This is a genomic window from Pseudomonas sp. BNK-30, assembly GCF_047456185.1.
GTDB lineage: Bacteria > Pseudomonadota > Gammaproteobacteria > Pseudomonadales > Pseudomonadaceae > Aquipseudomonas > Aquipseudomonas putida_E.
This window is the reverse complement of sequence record NZ_CP179904.1, coordinates 1,480,834-1,499,709: the sequence shown is the minus strand read 5'-3', so window position 1 is coordinate 1,499,709 and position 18,876 is coordinate 1,480,834. Positions and strand designations below refer to the sequence as shown.

At 62.7% G+C, this 18,876-nt stretch carries 16 protein-coding genes; 10 read left to right on the top strand and 6 right to left on the bottom strand.

The window, feature by feature from the left end:
* Positions 1-34: 34 nt before the first annotated feature.
* The 4 genes from ACMGGN_RS07125 (at position 35) to ACMGGN_RS07110 (ending at position 6,350) form a co-directional block, all read left to right on the top strand.
* Complete coding sequence (locus ACMGGN_RS07125) at positions 35-1,543, top strand: TolC family protein (RefSeq protein WP_414156598.1); 1,509 nt, start codon at positions 35-37, stop codon at positions 1,541-1,543.
* A gap of 271 nt (positions 1,544-1,814) precedes the next feature.
* Positions 1,815-3,707 carry a penicillin-binding protein 2 gene (gene mrdA, locus ACMGGN_RS07120; protein ID WP_115274510.1) on the top strand — a complete coding sequence of 631 codons (1,893 nt, stop codon included), beginning with the start codon at positions 1,815-1,817 and terminating at the stop codon, positions 3,705-3,707.
* Between the two features lie 98 nt (positions 3,708-3,805).
* Positions 3,806-5,113: a substrate-binding domain-containing protein gene (locus ACMGGN_RS07115; RefSeq protein WP_174141866.1), complete on the top strand. Its 1,308-nt coding sequence runs from the start codon at positions 3,806-3,808 to the stop codon at positions 5,111-5,113.
* A gap of 172 nt (positions 5,114-5,285) precedes the next feature.
* A complete protein-coding gene (locus tag ACMGGN_RS07110; RefSeq protein ID WP_115274508.1) occupies positions 5,286-6,350 on the top strand; it encodes a TerC family protein in 1,065 nt (354 codons plus the stop codon).
* 66 nt (positions 6,351-6,416) lie between these two features.
* Here ACMGGN_RS07110 and ACMGGN_RS07105 read toward each other — a convergent pair whose 3' ends face one another.
* From ACMGGN_RS07105 to ACMGGN_RS07095, 3 genes are all read right to left on the bottom strand, one after another.
* Positions 6,417-6,818: a hypothetical protein gene (locus ACMGGN_RS07105; RefSeq protein WP_281869373.1), complete on the bottom strand. Its 402-nt coding sequence runs from the start codon at positions 6,816-6,818 to the stop codon at positions 6,417-6,419.
* Positions 6,811-8,211, bottom strand: coding sequence for a PAAR domain-containing protein (locus ACMGGN_RS07100; protein ID WP_281869371.1), 1,401 nt, complete (start codon positions 8,209-8,211; stop codon positions 6,811-6,813). Before ACMGGN_RS07100 ends, ACMGGN_RS07105 begins: the two co-directional genes overlap by 8 nt.
* A gap of 148 nt (positions 8,212-8,359) precedes the next feature.
* The gene (locus tag ACMGGN_RS07095) at positions 8,360-9,589 is read right to left on the bottom strand and encodes an acyl-CoA dehydrogenase (RefSeq protein ID WP_174141865.1); all 1,230 of its coding nucleotides are present in this window, start codon (positions 9,587-9,589) and stop codon (positions 8,360-8,362) included.
* A 139-nt stretch (positions 9,590-9,728) separates the two neighbouring features.
* Here ACMGGN_RS07095 and ACMGGN_RS07090 point away from each other — a divergent pair, with 139 nt between their 5' ends.
* Together ACMGGN_RS07090 and ACMGGN_RS07085 are read left to right on the top strand one after the other, a co-directional pair.
* Positions 9,729-10,655: a LysR family transcriptional regulator gene (locus tag ACMGGN_RS07090; RefSeq protein ID WP_174141864.1), complete on the top strand. Its 927-nt coding sequence runs from the start codon at positions 9,729-9,731 to the stop codon at positions 10,653-10,655.
* A gap of 165 nt (positions 10,656-10,820) precedes the next feature.
* Entirely contained in the window at positions 10,821-11,975 is a 1,155-nt protein-coding gene (locus ACMGGN_RS07085; RefSeq protein ID WP_174141863.1) for a cysteine desulfurase family protein, read from the top strand.
* A 77-nt stretch (positions 11,976-12,052) separates the two neighbouring features.
* Here the strand turns inward: ACMGGN_RS07085 and nfsB are convergent, their stop codons facing one another.
* Positions 12,053-12,706: an oxygen-insensitive NAD(P)H nitroreductase gene (gene nfsB, locus ACMGGN_RS07080; protein WP_174141862.1), complete on the bottom strand. Its 654-nt coding sequence runs from the start codon at positions 12,704-12,706 to the stop codon at positions 12,053-12,055.
* 103 nt (positions 12,707-12,809) lie between these two features.
* On the opposite strand from nfsB, the gene ACMGGN_RS07075 reads away from it, so the two are divergent.
* From ACMGGN_RS07075 to ACMGGN_RS07065, 3 genes are all read left to right on the top strand, one after another.
* The gene (locus ACMGGN_RS07075; protein WP_119687264.1) at positions 12,810-13,700 is read left to right on the top strand and encodes a LysR family transcriptional regulator; all 891 of its coding nucleotides are present in this window, start codon (positions 12,810-12,812) and stop codon (positions 13,698-13,700) included.
* Positions 13,701-13,782: 82 nt separating this feature from the next.
* A complete protein-coding gene (locus ACMGGN_RS07070) occupies positions 13,783-14,613 on the top strand; it encodes an AraC family ligand binding domain-containing protein (RefSeq protein WP_414156597.1) in 831 nt (276 codons plus the stop codon).
* Between the two features lie 50 nt (positions 14,614-14,663).
* Positions 14,664-15,248 (top strand): LysE family translocator, encoded by a 585-nt coding sequence (locus tag ACMGGN_RS07065; RefSeq protein ID WP_115274500.1) that lies wholly within the window; start codon positions 14,664-14,666, stop codon positions 15,246-15,248.
* A gap of 61 nt (positions 15,249-15,309) precedes the next feature.
* Here the strand turns inward: ACMGGN_RS07065 and ACMGGN_RS07060 are convergent, their stop codons facing one another.
* Positions 15,310-16,509, bottom strand: a complete 1,200-nt coding sequence (locus ACMGGN_RS07060; protein WP_046785789.1) for a sugar transporter — start codon at positions 16,507-16,509, stop codon at positions 15,310-15,312.
* 220 nt (positions 16,510-16,729) lie between these two features.
* Positions 16,730-17,782, bottom strand: coding sequence for a vanillin reductase (calA, locus tag ACMGGN_RS07055; protein WP_125923797.1), 1,053 nt, complete (start codon positions 17,780-17,782; stop codon positions 16,730-16,732).
* Positions 17,783-17,963: 181 nt separating this feature from the next.
* Here calA and ACMGGN_RS07050 point away from each other — a divergent pair, with 181 nt between their 5' ends.
* Positions 17,964-18,869, top strand: coding sequence for an AraC family transcriptional regulator (locus tag ACMGGN_RS07050; protein WP_119687267.1), 906 nt, complete (start codon positions 17,964-17,966; stop codon positions 18,867-18,869).
* Positions 18,870-18,876 lie beyond the last annotated feature (7 nt).

Below are 18,876 nucleotides of genomic sequence, written 5' to 3'. Positions count from 1 at the left end.
GCCGATACATACACGGATGGACCAAGGACAGCCTATGCCCGTATCGAACTTTAAAGCCCTGAGCACTTTCACTGCATTCAGCGTTCTGCTCAGCGCCTGCTCGGTCTTTGAACCCAAGCCCTACACCGAGGACCAGATGCGCCAGCGGGTGATCGAAGACCAAGCCCGCATGTACAAGGAGCAGGAGCCCGTCAATGGACCAATCACCTTCTACGAGGCCTCGGCGCGCGCCCTCAAGTACAACCTCGACTACCGCCTGAAACTGCTGGAAAGCGCGCTGGCATCGGACCTGCGCGATGTCTCCAGCCACGAGATGCTGCCGCGTCTGGTAGCCTCCGCTGGCTATGCCGGGCGCAACAATGATTCCGGTGGCACATCAATCGGCATCGAGGACCGCCAGGTCAGCTTGCGTCCGTCCACCTCCGAAGAACGTTACCGCACCCTTTACAGCCTTGGGCTGTCGTGGAGCCTGCTGGACTTCGGGGTCGCCTACTTCCGCACGCAGCAGAAGAACGACCAGATGCTGATGGCCGAGGAGCGCCGTGAAAAGGTCGCGCAGAACGTGCTGCAGGATGTGCGCAACGCCTACTGGCGCGCCCTCGGCGCACAGCGTCTGCTGCCCGAGGTGGATGGCCTGCTGATGCGTACTCACCGCGCCCTGACCTCAGCCCGCGAAGCCGAAGGCAAAGGCCTGCTGCCGCGCCAGGACATCCTGGCCTACCAGCGCGCCCTGCTCGATTCGGTGTACATGCTCACCGTGCGCCGCCAGGACCTTGAGTTCGCCCGCGCCGAGCTTGCCGCGCTGATGTCGCTGCCACCCAACACCCGCATGGTGCTGGCCGACGTCACCGAGCAGCCGCTGCCACTGCTGACCAGCAACGTCGAACAGCTGGAGCGTCTGTCCCTGGAGCGCCGCCCGGAAATCATGGAGGAGTGGTATCGCAAACGCGTCAGCATGAACGATCTGAAGATCGCCAAGGCACAGCTGTGGCCAAACGTGAGTTTCAACTACGGCTACGAGTACGACTCCAACAAATACCTGTACAACAGTGACTGGAACCAGACCGGCATCAACGTCTCGATGAACCTGCTGCGCCTGCTGCAGTACCCGGACATCACAGCGGCGGAAAAAAGCCAGGAAAAAACCGATGACATGCGCCGCACAGCGCTGTCCATGGCGATTCTCACCCAGGTCCGCGTCGGCCTGCTGCGCTACCAGCTGGCGCGTCAGGAAGTGGAGTTTGCCGACGAAAGCCTGCGCGTTGACCAGAGCCTGCTCAACTACGCGCAGTCATCGCGCAACGCAGCACTGGGCAGCGAGCTGGAACTGATCCGCGCCGAGGGCCGGCTGCTGCTTTCGCGCTATCAGCGCGAGGCTGCCTACTCCGATGCCCAGGCTGCCTGGGGGCGGCTGTACAACTCGATCGGCTTCCAGGTCATGCCCAAGGAAATCGAGCAACATGACGTGAAGACCCTGGCGCAGGAGATTCAACGAACGGTCGAGCAACAGACGCGGGACAACCTGTTGGCGGCAGGCAAGTAGACGGCACACCGGTACCGCATGAACAAATCTTCATAGTGGCTGTGAGCGCCCGTGTTGCGGGATGAAACGCCGGATGCCCGGCTTCGCGCATCGCGCCTGTCTTGAGGCGCGCCCCCGGCACGCGTAGCATCGCCGCCCCGCATCCTTGTGGGAGCCGGCTTGCCGGCGATTCGAGTGCATGGCACTCGTCTACATCCATGTTGGCTGGCCTGGCGTAGTCGCCGGCAGGCCGGCTCCCACAGGTTTGCGTTCGACCGACACACCACCGCCCATGCCCCAACCGATCCCCCTCAAGGACCACGAAAAGGAAAAGCACCTGGTCAACCGCCGGCTCCTGGCTTGCGCTGCCCTGGTCTTCTGCCTGGTCGCCGTGCTGATCGGCCGTCTCTACGTGCTGCAAGTGCTGCAACACGACCAGCAAAGCGCGGTATCGGAAAACAACCGCGTACACGTACTGCCCATCGCACCCGAGCGCGGGCTGATCTACGACCGCAACGGTGTGGTGCTGGCTGACAACAAGCCCAGTTTCGACCTGACCATGACCCGTGAGCGCGCCGGCGATTCGGCCAAGGTGCTCGACACCCTGACCCAGGTCCTGAGCTTGGGCGAGGATGACCGCAAGCAGTTCGACAAGGACCTGCGCCGTGGACGCAAGCCGTTTGAACCGGTCACCCTGATGGTTGGCCTGACCGAGGAGCAGATCGCCCTGGTAGCGGTCAACCAGTTCCGCCTGCCGGGCCTGGATGTAGAACCGCAGTTCATCCGTGAATACCCGCTGGCCGAGCACTTCGCCCATTCGGTCGGCTATGTCGGGCGCATCAATGAAAGGGAAGCCAAGACCCTCGACAGCACCGAGTATCGCGGCACCCAATCGATCGGCAAGACCGGTATCGAACACTTCTACGAAAGCCAGCTGCACGGCCACGTCGGCTACGAGGAGGTCGAGACCAATGCCCAGGGCCGGGTGATGCGCGTGCTCAAGCACCAGGCCCCTACCCCAGGCGAAGACATTGTGCTGAGCCTTGACGCCCACCTGCAAGTGGCTGCAGAAAAAGCCTTGGGCGACCGCCGTGGGGCGGTGGTGGTGCTCGACCCGGCCAACGGCGACGTGCTGGCAATGGTCAGCAACCCCAGTTTCGATCCCAACCTGTTCGTCAAGGGCATCAGCTTCAAACAGTACGCGGCCCTGCGCGATTCCATCGACCGGCCGCTGTTCAACCGCGTGCTGCGTGGGCTGTATGCACCGGGGTCGACGATCAAGCCGGAAGTGGCCATCGCCGGCCTCGACAGTGGCGTGATCACCCCCGGCAGCCGGGTGTTCGACCCCGGGTACTACGAGCTGCCCAACTACGAACACAAGTACCGTAACTGGAACCGCAGCGGCGATGGCTGGGTAGACATGTACACCGCCATCATGCGCTCCAACGACACCTACTTCTACGACCTGGCGCACAAGCTCGGCATCGACCGCCTGCACGACTACATGGCCGAATTCGGCCTTGGCCATAAGGTCTCGCTGGACATGAACGAAGAGGCTTCGGGTTTGATGCCGTCTGCCCAGTGGAAACGCGCCACCCGCCGCCAGGCCTGGTACCCCGGCGAAACGCTGATCCTGGGCATCGGCCAGGGCTACATGCAGGTCACCCCGCTACAACTGGCCCAGGCCACCAGCCTGCTGGCCAGCAAGGGCGTTTGGCACCGCCCGCACCTGGCCATGACCGTGGGGGGTGAAACCCCGGTGGACCCGAACCCGATGCCCGACATCGTGCTGCACGACCGGCATGCCTGGGACCAGGTCAGCCAGGGCATGCAGATGGTCATGCACGACCCGCGCGGCATTGCCCGCGCCGCCGCCGCCGGCGCCCAATACCGCATCGCCGGCAAGAGCGGCACCGCGCAGGTGGTGGCGATCAAGCAGGGGGAGCGCTACAACCGCAACAAGACCCTGGAGCGCCACCGCGACAACGCCCTGTTCGTCGGCTTTGCACCTGCCGAGCACCCGAGCGTGGTGGTGGCCGTGATGATCGAGAACGGCGAGGCCGGCGGCCGGGTGGCCGGGCCGGTCGTGCGCGAGGTGATGGATGCTTACCTGCTGGATGACCAAGGGCACCTGAAACCGCAGTATGCCGGTGGTGCAGTGCTCAAGCAGGCTCCGCACACCTGAGGCAGCCCGACAGCTTAGCGCTGGCACGCCCATGGTCACATTTCGGTCACGCCACTGTCGTAATCTGCCGGGCAACTCTGTGCCAAAGGTCGCCCGGCATGCTCCGTCTGTTGCTCTTGCTGCTTCCCCTGCTCCCCCTGACGGCCGTGGCCGAGCCTGTGCACCTGCGCGTGCAAGGTTCCAACACCATCGGCGCGGCCCTCTTGCCTGCGCTGGTGCAGGGGCATTTGTGGGCGCAACAGGCAACGGCGATCGAGCAACGGCCAGGCGCTGTGGCCAACGAGACCGTGATAACCGCCGTTGATGCCCAGGGCCAGCCTCTGCGTATCGACATCGCGGCGCACGGCTCGAGCACCGGCTTTATCGCGCTTGGCCGTGGCGAGGCCGACCTGGCCGCAGCGTCTCGCCCCATCAACGATGCCGAGGTGCGCCAGCTCAAGGCGCTGGGTAACTTGCGTGCAGCCGGTGCCGAGCAAGTGATCGGTCTGGATGGTGTTGCAGTGTTCGTCCACCCCGATAATCCCCTGCCACAGCTCACCACCGAACAATTGGCACACATCTTCTCGGGGCGGATCCAGTATTGGGAGCAACTGGGCTTGGCAGGCGGCCCGATACACCTCTATGCACGCGACGACCGCTCCGGTACCTTCGAGACCTTCAAGGCACTGGTGCTGGAACCGCACCAGAGTGAACTGGCCCAGCAGGCGCAGCGTTTCGAATCCAGTGATGAGTTGGCCGATCGGGTACGTACAGATCGCCAGGCCATCGGGTTCAGCAGCCTGGCAGCGGTGCACGGAGCCAAGGTGCTGGCGATCGCCGAAGGCGATGCGCCAGCCATGCTGCCGGACCGCCCGCTGGTGGCGAGCGAGGATTACCCCCTGTCACGCCGGCTGTACTTCTATTTGCCCGCCAACGCCAAACCCCAGGCCAGGGCCTTGGCAGAATTCGCCCAAAGCCCTGCCGGCCAGGCCATCGTCGCCGAGCAAGGGTTCGTCTCACAGCAGGTCAAGTCCCTGGCTGTACCGGCGCAGGTCGACATGCCGCCGCGCTACCGCAACTTGGCGCAGAAGGCCCAGCGCCTGAGCGTCAACTTCCGCTTCCAGGAAGGCAGTGCCAGCCTCGACAACAAAGCGCTGCGCGACATACAGCGCGTCGCCGACTACCTGCGCCAGGCCGGCAAGCTGCACAGCAAGGCGGTGCTGGTCGGCTTTGGCGACACCAAGGCAACACCGGGCCGTGCCGCCCTGCTCTCGCGCCTGCGAGCACAGGCGGTACGCCGTGAGCTGGCGCGCGATGGCGTCGAAGTGCTGGAGGTGACCGGCATGGGCGACGAGTTGCCGGTTGCGGGTAACGAGCTGGAACAGGGACGCTTGCGTAACCGCCGGGTGGAGGTTTGGGTGTACTGAGGCAGGCAGCCGCGCACAGGCTCAGGCAAAAATTTGTAACAGCGCGCCATTCGGCATCACGGGGAAATGGGTCTAGGCTCAAACCCATGTGATACCGGGCCCCTCTGACGGCTACCGCGCCGCCATGTCGGATCACTGTTGCCATGCAACGTCGACAATCAAGGAGGGGCTCATGACAGCTCTACACACATTTCTCACAACACCATTCCTCGGTACCAGCACCTGGTTGTGGCTGGTGTTCATGGCCATCGTCATCGGCCTGCTGGTACTCGACCTGGGCGTGCTGCACCGCAAAGAACGTGAAATCGAAATGCGCGAAAGCCTGCTGCTGTACTCGGGCTATTTCAGCGTGGGCGTGCTGTTCGGCGCGTGGGTCTGGTACCAACTGGGCGCGCAGTCGGCGCTTGAGTTCTACACCGGTTTTTTGGTCGAACAGTCCTTGTCGATGGACAACGTGTTCGTCATGGCGATGATTTTCGGTTTCTTCGCCATCCCCCGTCGTTACCAGCATCGGGTGCTGTTCTGGGGCATCCTGGGGGTGGTGTTCCTGCGTGCGATCATGATCGGCGTGGGCGCAACACTGGTGCAAAACTTTGAATGGGTGCTGTACATCTTCGGGGCATTCCTGCTGTTTACCGGGGTAAAAATGGCGTTTTCGAAAGAAGACAGCCACCCCGACCTGGCCAACAACCCGGTGCTCAAGTTTGTCAGGCGGCACATGCGCGTGACCGACCAGATTCACGGTTCACACTTCTTCGTGCGCCTCACCCCGCCAGGCGAGAGCAAGGCATTGCGCTATGCCACACCGCTGTTCCTGGCGCTGGTGCTGATCGAGCTGGCCGACCTGGTGTTTGCCGTCGACAGCGTGCCTGCAATCTTCGCCATCACGCAGGATCCGTTCATCGTCTACACCTCGAACATCTTTGCCATTCTCGGTTTGCGTTCACTGTACTTTGCCTTGTCGGCATTGATGCACCGCTTCGTTTACCTCAAGTACGCACTGGCGCTGGTGCTGATTTTCATCGGCTGCAAGATCTTCTACCACGGCATGGTGGGCAAGGTGCCAGCACTGCTGTCGCTGGGCGTGACGTTCGGGTTGTTGCTCGGTGGGGTGGTGGTGTCGCTGATCAAGACGCGTGGGGAGAAAGCGGTCATGGGTGAAGCGCAAGGGGAACAGCCCCCATCCGCACAGACCAAGAGCGCCAAAAAGGAAGAAGACCCGCAATTGCGGGTCTGACCTTCCCATTCCCTGAAGTTTTTCGATGAACTCGGGCCCCTGCAAACTGGGGTCCAAGACACCGAATCAATTCCTTTTGGAAACCTCCATGGCTAACGCTATAACTGTCATCCAGCCGAAACCAATGAGGGTCAACCATAAAGATATTGCCAGTCGGCGTTTTAGCCCTGTGGGGAATGCTTTTAGCTCCGCAGCATCCAGCTGCCCTCGACGCAGTGCGGAGCCCGGAAAATTGACAAGCCCACCGATGGCACAAACCAAACAAAACCGCCACTTGAAATGCGATGCACCCCAAGTGACTTTCAAGTTTTCAATGAACGGATTGCTGGTGATTGAGGAGCAAGCAATTTCGTAGTCGCGAGTCAATGTCACATACACATTCATCGCCACGCCTACTAGAGCAATTAGCAGTGGCATTACTGCAAACAGAATTCTTACCACTAAAAGCCAAGCATCCATATCAATCACCGGACACACCATAAATATACTCGCCGGTGCGTTCTCCGAACTTTTCACCGACTTTACTTCCAACCAAGCCGCTTACTCCTACGACTAAAATCCCGCACAATGGAGTCGCTATCCCCCCCGTCGTTGCCACGGTAAACGCACCACATACTGTGCCGACGGCCAACGGCGCCAATGCCGAAGCCGCCATTCCACCCCCTACCCCGCCGCCAAACTTTCCAGACTCTACGAAGCGGGCCTTCCTGCACGCCTCAGTGCTCCCGGCTTGGCAGACCTCCCTCACGTTGAGGTACGACGATGTCGCACCGAGCCCAATGGCTACATTGCCACCTTGCTTGAGATACTTGGATAGCTTCGCCACCTTGTCCAGATGCGTTGCATACCCCGGTATCTGCCCGGCCCCACCCGCCTTCGACCAATGATGAACAAGACTTTTCGTCGAAATATTCAGGCTTTTCTTCAGCCGCTCGTAACTGCCAAGATTCAGCTGTTTATTTAGAAACGCCACCTTCAGTTGATTGTCCAACTGCTGCAACAACTGGCGCCGCGACGCAAAAAACTCTCGACTGTTCAAATGCCCATGTCGCAAAAATTCGCGTTGGTGCAATTGCTCTATCTGGGTCAGAGTATTCCTTACCTGTTTCAATCCCTGGTCCAGCATGTCCTTGCCCACCCCCATCGACTGGCTCGCGCTACTGAGCAACCCGGCAATCTCAGCCTGGTGCTGCACCATGAAATCCGACTCCGCAAAATCAAGTGCCGCTAACGCGTGCCGCACCTGTTGAGCGGCCGCCATCAGTGTGGCTTCCTCGCGGGTACAGGCATCACCATTGTCCGGGTCTGCGATGACGAAGATTTCTCCGGCCTTGAAACCTTGTTCGAACGTGGGGTTCAGCCGCTGCAGACGGGAAATCGGCAACGTAGCGTCATGCTCGAACAGTTTGAGCAACACCTGGGAGAACGACATGCTTCGGGGGACGATAAAGAAACCTGGTTCCAGTGAACCGGGCATTGCAGTTGCAAAACTTTGCGAAAAGCTCTGCGAGTAAGCAGCAGGCGATACTGCGGGGGAAAGCCCGCGATTGGCGGCATATGCCTGCCTGGCTGAGGGTGCCTCGCCCAGCGGTGCAACGACCCGATTGCTACCGGGCGGGCAGCCGCAATTGACCCGTGCGCCATCCATGGCCACGGCACGACCGTCGGAAATGAAATGCCACACACCTTCGGCGACGGTCCCTGCCTCGCCGCAGAGGGGGCAGGGTGTTGTGCTGTCTCCCACCCTGAGGACCATGCGCCCATTAGTCAAAGACCTGGCCCCGGTAGCGATACAAACAGCGCCAGTGGTAGTGGTGTCCCCATCTACCGCCTGGCCTTTCCCATCCAGGTTGAAACGCATTGGCAAGTTCCCTGTGCATTGGTGAGGTTTCGAAACCTAACACCTGCAACAGGGCTTCCAGTGCCTGAAACTGAAAACGAGACGCTTCCTACATCTGCCGCTTACCTTACTTACAAAGACACCCAGAAAAAGTTCGTCGAGCGGGCCCTCACCGCCCGCTACGCAACATATCCACCGGCACATACTTGCCGATCTCATACTTGCCAATCGCCGCCCGGTGCACCTCATCCGGCCCATCAGCCAGGCGCAAGGTACGCTGCATCGCGTACATGTACGCCAGCGGGAAATCCCCACTCACCCCTGCCCCACCATGGAGCTGAATCGCACGGTCGATCACCTTCAATGCGACATTCGGCGCCACCACCTTGATCTGGGCGATCTCACTGCGCGCCACCTTGTTGCCGACCGTGTCCATCATGTACGCCGCCTTGAGGGTCAGCAGCCGCGCCATGTCGATTTCCATGCGTGAGTCAGCGATCTTGTCGACATTGCCGCCCAGCCGTGCCAGCGGCCGGCCGAACGCGGTGCGCTCGACGGAGCGCCTGCACATCAGCTCCAGCGCCCGTTCGGCCATGCCCACCGAACGCATGCAGTGGTGAATACGGCCTGGGCCCAGGCGCCCCTGAGCGATCTCGAAGCCGCGCCCCTCACCAAGGATCACGTTTTCGTAGGGCACACGCACGTTCTCGAACAACACCTCGGCGTGGCCATGGGGTGCGTCGTCGTAGCCGAAGACGGGCAACGGCCGAACGATCTTCACCCCCGCTGCGTCGGTCGGCACCAGCACCATCGAGTGCTGCTGGTGGCGCGGGCCATTAGGATTGGACAGGCCCATGAAGATCATCACCTTGCAGCGCGGGTCGCAGGCCCCGGAGGTCCACCACTTGCGGCCGTTGATCACCCACTCATCACCGTCACGCACGGCAGTGGCGGCCATGTTGGTGGCGTCCGAGGAGGCCACCTCCGGTTCGGTCATGGCAAAAGCCGAGCGAATCTCGCCCCGCAGCAGAGGCTCCAGCCATTGGCGCTTCTGCGCCTCGCTGCCATAGCGCACCAGCACCTCCATGTTGCCGGTGTCCGGCGCCGAGCAGTTGAAGGGCTCCGGCCCCAGCAGCGAGCGGCCCATGATCTCGGCCAGGGGCGCGTATTCCAGGTTGCTCAGGCCGGCACCGTACTGCGACTCGGGCAGGAACAGGTTCCACAGGCCCTCGGCGCGGGCCTTGGCCTTGAGTTCTTCCATGATTGCGGTGGGCTGCCAGCGGTCACCCTCGGCGACCTGGCGCTCGAACACCGGTTCAGCGGGATAGACATGGGCATCCATGAACGCAGTGACGCGCTCGCGCAGAGCCTGGACCTTGGGTGAATAGGCGAAATCCATCGGGGCTACCTTCACGGTTCGAAGTACATGGGCAGAGCCTAGAGCAGCGCAGCTCAATCCACCTAGTCTATTTTCTGCGTGTATAAACATTCATAACCGATATATGATCGGCCGATAATTCCAACAAAGAGCGGCGCCCATGAACCTCAGCAAGGTCGACCTGAACCTGTTCATCGTCTTCGATGCGATCTACACCGAAGCCAACCTGACCCGCGCCGGGCAGATCGTCGGTATTACCCAACCAGCGGTGTCAAACGCTCTCTCGCGCCTGCGCGAAACCTTCAACGACCCTTTGTTCGTGCGCACCGCCCAGGGCATGGTGCCCACCCCCATGGCGCAGAACATCATCGGCCCGGTGCGCAACGCGTTGGCGCTGCTGCGCACCTCGGTGCAGGAAAGCCGCATCTTCAACCCGCAGCAGGCCAACAAGACCTTCCGCATCAGCATGACCGACCTTACCGAAGCGGTGATCCTGCCCCCGCTGTTCCAGCGCCTGCGGCGGCTGGCGCCTGCGGTGTTGATCGAGAGCTTCCTGTGCAAGCGCCGCGAAACTACCAAGGAGCTGGCTGCAGGGCGCCTGGACTTCGCCGTCGACGCACCCTTGAACACAGATCCGCAGGTGCGCCATGTCAAGCTGATGCAGGACCGATACGTCTGCGCCCTGCGCCAGGGCCACCCGCTGGCCGACGCCAAACTCACCGTCGAGAGCTACCTGGGCATGACCCATATCCATATTTCCAGCCGTCGAAACGGCCTGGGTTATGTCGATCTGGCGCTAGGCAAAATGGGCGTGCAACGCAAGGTCGCCCTGCGCTCGCAACATTACCTGATGGCTTCACAGGTGCTGCAACAGACCGACATGGCGATGACCGTGCCAGAACGGTTTGCCCGTCGCCACCAATTGCGCTACCAGCCCTTGCCGGTGGAAGTGCCTGCGCTTGAAACGCACCTGTACTGGCATGAAAGCACCGACCAGGACCCGGCCAACCGCTGGATGCGCGAGCAGATCATCGAGTTGTGCCAACGGGTGGTAGCGGAAGAAGAACGGGCGCCGAAACCCGTGTGACCCCTCCGGCACCCTCTAAATGGCCTACGATCAACCGCCTTTGGAGAATATTTTTCTACAAAACCTGTTAAATCATGAAATCAAGGGCAAAAATTTTCGCAGCGCCGAGGGTACGCTTGCTGTCAGGATCGCCGAACCCGCGGCGACAGCGACGGACCCACCGCCATGCCCAGCTCCCCACTCTATTTCGACTACGCCGCCACCACACCGGTAGACGAGCGCGTCATCGAAACCATGCTCACCTGCCTCGGCCGCCAGGTGAACTTCGGCAACCCCGCCTCCTCCGGTCACGCCTACGGCCAGAGCGCCCGCGATGCCGTCGAGCAAGCTCGCCAGCAAGTGGCCGACTGCGTCGGGGCGAGCGCGCAGGACCTGGTCTGGACATCGGGCGCCACCGAGTCCAACAACCTTGCACTCAAAGGCATCGCCCAGGGCATGGGCCAGCCAGGCCACCTGATTACCAGTCAGCTCGAGCACAAGGCCGTGCTCGATACCGTCAGCGAACTGGAGCGCCAAGGGTGGGCAGTCACCCGCCTGGCACCGGACGCTGCCGGCCTGATTCAACCCTATGACGTACAAGCGGCCCTGCGCGACGATACCCGCCTGGTGTCACTGATGGCGGTCAACAACGAACTGGGCACCGTCACCGATTTCGCTGCCATTGGCGAACGTGTGCGCGCCCATGGCGCCCTGCTGCACGTGGATGCAGCCCAGGCGGTGGGCAAGCTGGCCATCGATTTGCGGGCGATGGCGGTAGACTTGATGTCGTTTTCTGCCCACAAGGTCTATGGGCCAAAAGGCATCGGTGCGCTGTATGTCGGGGCTCGCGCACGTGCCTTGATGCGTGCGCAGATTCACGGTGGTGGCCATGAGCGTGGGCTGCGCTCAGGCACCCTGCCTACCCATCAGATCGTTGGCATGGGCAGCGCCTTCGCCCTGGCCGGCCAGCCTGGCGACAGCGAGCACCAGCGCATCGAGCGGCTTGCCAGGCGGCTGCGCGAGGGGCTGCTGGCAGTGCCAGGGGTCAAGCTTAACGGCTGCGCCGACCAGCGCATTGCGCATACCTTGAACCTGTGTATCGAGGCCCCGGGCTTCAACAGCATGGCGCTGGCCGGTGAGCTGGCGCTGTCGACCACCTCGGCGTGCAATTCGGCGAGCCACGCGCCGTCGCATGTGCTGCTGGCGTTGGGGCTGGATGAGGCGCAGGCGCGCAAAAGCGTGCGCATGAGCATCGGGCGGTTTACCAGCGAAGCCGAGGTGGAAAAGGCGATCGAGGTGTTTGAACGCACAGTTGCGGGCGCTTCACCGGCCTTGTGGTGAACCCGGGCTTTACCGCCTGCTGAACCGGCCTCTTTGCGGGCAGGGCCGCGAAGAGGCCGGTACTGACGACGCTTGCCTTAAAGGAAGGTAAATACCTTCGCAACCGGCAAGCGCGATTTGTTCAGCCCGGCATTGAAGTCCGACTCGCTGCGATAACCCAGGCTCAGCAGCACCACACTGGTGTAACCCTGCTCACGCAGGCCCAGTTCGGCATCCATGATCTTGCTGTCGAAACCTTCGATCGGCGTTGCGTCCAGGCCATGGGCGGCAGCGCCGAGCAACGCAGTACCCAGGGCCAGGTAGGTCTGCTTCTCCATCCAGTGCTGCAGGTCTTTCTGATCGTAGCGGTGCAGGTTCACATAATGGCGACGGCTCTGGTTCTGGCCGGCACGGGCCTGATCATCACGAAAACGTCCGTCAGCCGCTTCCTGGTCGAGCACGGCGTCCAGGTGTGCTTCGGTCATGTCGGTGCGGGTGCAGAACACGATCACATGGGAAGCATCAAGGATCTTCGACGTGTTGTAGGCAAAACCGTCCAGCGTGCTCTTGGCCAGACGTGCCTTGCCCTCGGCGCTGTCGGCCACGATGAAGTGCCATGGCTGCGAATTGACCGAGGATGGGCTGTGGCGCAGCTGCTCGAGCAAGGCGTCGATGGTGGCCTGAGGGATCTTGCGGGCAGCATCGTACGCCTTGGTGGTGTAGCGGCGCTTGGCCAGAGAAACGGTATCCATGTTGCAACTCCTTAAGCGGAACGGGACGTGTGGCGCATATTATCTTTCCTACAAACCAGAAAAAGCGGCAAAATGCAGCAACACTTTCACCCATGGAGTGAAAATGCTCCGCATCGCCGACCTCGAACTGTTCGTGCGCAGCAGCGTACTGGGAAGTTTCACCGCCGCTGCCCACGAGGCAGACCTGCTGCCCGGGCAGGTCGCAGCCGCCATCAAACGCCTGGAGCGCGACCTGGACGTGCGCCTGTTCGCACGTACCACCCGCAGCCTGCGCCTGACAGCCGAGGGTGAGCTGTACCTGCCCACCGCGCTCAGCGTGCTGCAGAGCCTGCGCCAGGGCCGCGATAACCTGCACGGCGCGCACAGCACCCTGCGTGGGGTGCTGCAGGTGTCGGCGCCCTCGGACCTTGGCCGCAACATCCTGCTGCCGTGGTTGAGTGATTTTCGCCGTGAGCATCCTGAGCTGACCCTGCGGCTGCACCTGTCCGACCACGTTGCCGACCTGTTCCGCGACCCGGTGGACGTGGCCATACGTTATGGCCTGAACGAAGAAGCCAACTACATCGCCCTGCCACTGGCACCGTGGAATCGCCGCGTGCTGGTGGCCTCGCCGGCCTACCTGGCGCGTCATGGGCGGCCGCAGATGCTGGATGACTTGCAGCAGCACGCGTGCCTGCTTTACCTGCAACAGGGGCGAACCTACGACAAGTGGCGGCTGGGCAACCGTACCGTGCAGGTGAGCGGCCCGCTGTTCAGCGACGATGCCGATGTGGTGCGGCGCTGGGCCGTGCTCGGCGAGGGCATTGCCTACAAGTCGTGGCTGGATGTCAGCGCCAATGTGGCGACTGGCGAACTGGAAGTGCTGCTGCCGGAGCACCCGGGCGAACTGAGCCCGGTAACCTTGGTGTGCCCACACCGCAAGCAGCTGTCGCCTGCGGTATCGCAGTTGCACCTGTGGCTGCGGGAGCGTTTCGCGGCACAGCAGCCGCACTGAAGCCTGCGGTGCACAATTGTTCTAAACGCAGGTGGGGTTCTGCGTTAAGGTGAACTGCCCTACCCTCTGCAGCCTCGCCGCCATGCCCGACTGGATCGACCTCAAGCAAGACGCCGACACCGGCATCGAGTCGGTGCGTGCGCATTTCGTTGGCCACGCCTACGACCCGCACTGGCATGAGAGCTTTCTGGTAGGGGTCACCGAGCAGGGTGTGCAGCAGTTCCATTGCCGCCGTACACGCCATCACAGCACGCCCGGGCAGGTGTTTCTGCTCGAGCCTGGCGACATTCACGACGGCGATGCGCCAACGGCAGAAGGCTTTACTTATTCGACCCTGTACCTGGAGCCAAAATGGCTTGAGGCCGAGCTACGCGTGCTGTTCGAGCAGGCGCCCAGTGACAGCCTGCCAAGCTTCGCCGATACGCTGTGCGATGATCGCCAGCTTGCCCGCGCAACTACCCTCGCCTTTCAGGCGGTGCATGGTGGCGAAATGCGCATCGTGCGGCAAACTGCCACCGATGACCTGCTCAGTTGCCTCACCGGCCACCTGCACTGGCGCAAGCGCTTGAACCCCGACCCGCGCCTGCCGCTGACGGCACAGCGGGCGCGCGACTACCTGCATGCCCACCTCGACCAAGACATCGGCCTGGACGACCTGGCACTGGCCTGCGGCGTGGACCGCTTCCGCCTGACCCGTGCGTTCAAGGCCGCATTCGGCCTGGCGCCGCACGCCTATCTGATCCAGCTGCGCCTGGCCCGTGCCCGGCGTTTGCTTGCCCAAGGCCAGACACCGACCGAAGTGGCCATGGCGCTCGGCTTTGCTGACCAGAGCCACCTGGGGCGCTGGTTCCGCCGTGCCTACCGGCTCACCCCAGCGGACTACCGGCGCCGCTGCTCAAACCTTCCAGACTGACACGCAGCAATCGCCGAGCATGGTGCCCTGTTCAATAGGAGCCGTTCACCATGTCGCATTCGTTGTTGCCGTTCATGCTCTTCGCCCTGGTCGCCAGTATCAGCCCCGGGCCTACCAACCTGCTGATCCTTGCCCATGGCGCACGGCAGGGCCTGCGCGCAAGCGTGGCGCCGATCCTGGCGGGTTGCGGCGCGGCGGCAGCGGTCGTGTTGCTGGTCGGCCTGGGCCTTGGTGACTTGCTGGTGCGTCACCCGCTGGCCCAGCAGGTGATGAGCTGGACCGGAGTGCTGTGGTTGAGCTGGCTGGCATGGCGCATTTTGCGCAGCGCGGGGCAGCCCCTGGATGTCAGCGCAGCCAAGCCTTTCGACGCCCTCAGCGCAGCGTCGCTGCAAGTGGTGAACCCGAAAGTGTGGATGATGGCTGTGGCGGTGATCGGCGTGTTTGCAGCGCCGTCGCTGCCGGTGTGGCAATTGGCACTGGTGTTTTTATTGATCGCCCTGCCGTGCATGACAACTTGGGCACTGTTGGGGGTAGGCAGTGCGCGCTGGCTGCAGGCGCCGGGGCGGTTGCTATGGTTCAACCGGGGGTTGGCGGGCATGTTGCTGGTGTCGGCCTGGGCTGCACTGCTTGGCTGAGTTGAAGGTGGGCTGTACCGGCCCTGTCGGCAACTGCCGACGATAGGGCCGGTAACGTCAATCAATGACTCAGGGCCTCGCGAAAGCGCCGGGTACTGGCCATTGCCAGCAGCAAGCCGACCACCGCCACACTGCCGCCGGCCCACCCGACAGAGGCCACCCCCATCTGGCTGCTGACGATACTGCCCAGCAACGCCCCACCGCCAATGCCGATGTTATAGATGCCCGAGAACAGCGCCATCGCCACGTCCGTGGCATCGGACGCCAGCTTCAGGGTCTTGGACTGCAGCGACAGGCTGAAGCTCAGGATCGCGACTCCCCAGAACATGCTCAGCCCGGCAAACAGATAGAAGTTGCTCGCCAGCGGCAACAGCAGCAGCAGGCAAGCCGCCAGCAAGCCGATCGAGCCTACCAGCAGGCCATGCGGAAAGTGGTCGCTGTAGCGGCTGAACAGCACCGAGCCAAACACCCCTGCACCGCCGAACAGCAGCAGCAACAACGTGATGCGCTCACCACTGATCTGTGCCACCTGCAGGGCAAACGGCTCAATGTAGCTGTACGCCGTGAATTGCGCAGTGATCACCAGGGTCACCAGCACATACGTGATCACCAGTGCAGGGCGTTTGAACAGGATCGGCAAGCTGCGCAGCGAACCGGAGTTCTGGCTGGGCAGCAGCGGCAGCGATTTCATCAGGCAAAGCATGGTGGCCAGCGCCACTCCGGCAATGCTGAGGAAGGTGACCCGCCAGCCCAGCGCCTCGCCCACCACGCGCCCCAGCGGGATGCCCAGGACCATTGCCAGGGTCGTACCGGTAGCCAGCAAGCCCAACGCCTTGGCCTGCTGGCCTGGCGGCGCCACACGCACCGCAAGCGAGGCGGTGATGGACCAGAACACGGCATGCGCCAGGGCGATGCCGATGCGGCTCAGCAGCAGCATGGCAAAACTTTGCGACAGCCACGACAGCAGGTGGCTGACCACGAACACCAAAAACACGAACAACAGCAGGCGTCGACGCTCGATGTTGCGCGTGAGCAGCATCATCGGCAGCGAGGCCAAGGCCACCACCCAGGCATAGATGGTCAGCATCAGGCCGACCTGAGCGGTGCTCATGTCGAAACTGCGGCCGATGTCGCTGAGCAGCGCCACCGGGACGAACTCAGTGGTGTTGAAGATGAAAGCCGCGAGGGCCAGGGCGATCACACTCAGCCAGCTGCCGCCACCGGTGGTTGGCGCAAGGTTGGTGGGGACAGGTCCGTTCATGGGGCGAATTCTATTCTCCGCAGGCAAGGCGAAAGGACGCGCGTCAGGGGCCAAGTATCGGCCGCGCTGAGGCACGGGTTTGTTATTGGAGGGAATGCCGGCATGGTACGCGTCAACAGCGCGCCTCACAACCAGACGCGCAGACGTGCGCAGGGGAATGGGCGTTGCCCCCAGACCAGATCGCCCATCTGGTCTGGGGGCAACGCCTGGCTGGGATGGGTCAGCCCTGCAGCGTCGCCATGTCGATGACAAAACGGTACTTCACATCACCGGCGATCATGCGCTCGTAAGCCTGGTTGATATTGCGGATATCCAGCATCTCGATATCGCAACGGATATCGTGCTCGGCACAGAAATCCAGCACTTCCTGGGTCTGGGCGATACCACCAATCAGCGAGCCGGCCAGCACTCGGCGCTTCATCACCAGGTTGGCTGCGTGCAGCGCCGGGTCGATCGGCTCGATCAGGCCCACCAGGATATGCACGCCATCGAACTTCAGCGTCTCCAGGTACGGGTTCAGGTCGTGCTGCACCGGAATGGTGTCGAGCAGGAAGTCGAAGCGGCCGGCAGCGGCGCGCATCTGCTCGGCATCGGTGGACACGATCACATGGTCGGCGCCTTGGCGACGGGCTTCCTCGGCCTTGGCCTGCGAGCGGGTGAACAATGTCACTTCAGCGCCCAACGCCTTGGCCAGCTTGATACCCATGTGCCCCAGGCCGCCCATGCCAAGGATGCCGACCTTGTGGCCAGGGCCGACGCCATGGTGCTTGAGCGGCGAGTAGGTGGTGATACCGGCGCAGAGAATCGGCGCCGCGCTGGGCAGGTCCATCCCGGCCGGGATGCGCACCACAAAGTGCTCGCTGACCACGATGCTGCTGGAGTAACCGCCCATGGTATTGCTGCCATCGACCCGGTCCGGGGTGGCGTAGGTCATGGTCGGGCCTTCCAGGCAGTATTGCTCCAGGTCCTTGGCACAGGCCTCGCAGTGGCGGCAGGAATCGACCATGCAGCCAACGCCGACCAGGTCACCGACCTTGTGCGCCGATACCTTCTCGCCCACCGCAGTGACGCGGCCGACGATCTCGTGCCCGGGCATCAGCGGGTACACGGCAATGCCCCACTCATTGCGGGCCTGATGGATGTCGGAGTGGCAAACGCCACAGTAGAGGATCTCGATGGCGACATCGTCCGGGCGCGGGCTGCGACGCTCGAAGGTCATGGGTGCCAAGGGGCTGGTCGGGGTTTGGGCGGCGTAACCGATAGCAGTGTACATACAAGACCTCAGGTGAAAGTGAAACGATTCAGTCGATACATTTTCCGCATCCTCGCCCTCCCCGGCCACAGCAGATCCTCCGAGGTGAATGCCTGATTCTCCGAACCTGGCCAGAGCCACCTGGCGCCAAGCCTCAAATCTGAGATGATGCAAGTGTCTGATTCTCTGCCCATGGTCCATCATGCAACTGACCCGCCACGTCGACGCCAACGCCACGCTGTGCGCCCTGATCCGCAGCCTGGCCACACGCCCGGGCTTCGTGCCCACTCATCTGCCACAGGTCCAGGTTTTGAGCTGGGACCATTACGTGGCCAGCAGCCCGCAGATCTACGAGCCCAGCCTGATGATCCTGGCCCAGGGCAGCAAGCTGGCGCGCCTTGGCCCGCGCACCCTAGAGTACGGCGCCGGGCATTACCTGGTGCAGGCGCTGTCGGTGCCGTTCATGTGCGAAACCTTCGCCACCGCCGAAGCGCCGTTGCTGGGCGTGGCTGTGGACATCGACCGTGGCGTGCTGGGTGAACTGGTACAGAGCATGGCGTTGGCGCCTGACCCCGCAGTGCAGGCGCAGACACCGCAGTCGATGACCTCGGCAGCGCTGGATGTGCCCATGCGCGAATGCGTCGAGCGGCTGTTACGCTGCCTGCAGGACCCGATAGACGCCAAGGTGCTCGGGCCGGCGCGGGTGCGCGAGGTTCTGTACACCGCACTGCGTGGGCCCCAGGCCGGGGTGTTGCGGGCGCTGGTCGAGCAGCAGGGGCACTTCGCGCGCATCGGCGCCGCCCTCGCTCACCTGCGTGAACACTACACCGAGCCGCTGAGCGTCGAGGCATTGGCTGCGCGGGCGAACATGAGCGTGTCGACCTTCCACGAGCACTTCAAGCGCTGCACCGACATGGCGCCGATGCAGTACCTCAAGCGCCTGCGGCTGCTCAAGGCGCAACAGATGCTGATCGGCGAAGGGCTGGGCGTGGCGCAGGCGGCGCACCGGGTGGGCTATCAGAGCACCTCACAGTTCAGCCGCGAGTACAAACGCCAGTTTGCCCGTAGCCCGGGGGATGAGCAGGCCTATCAGAGTTTGCCTGCCTGACTGTACG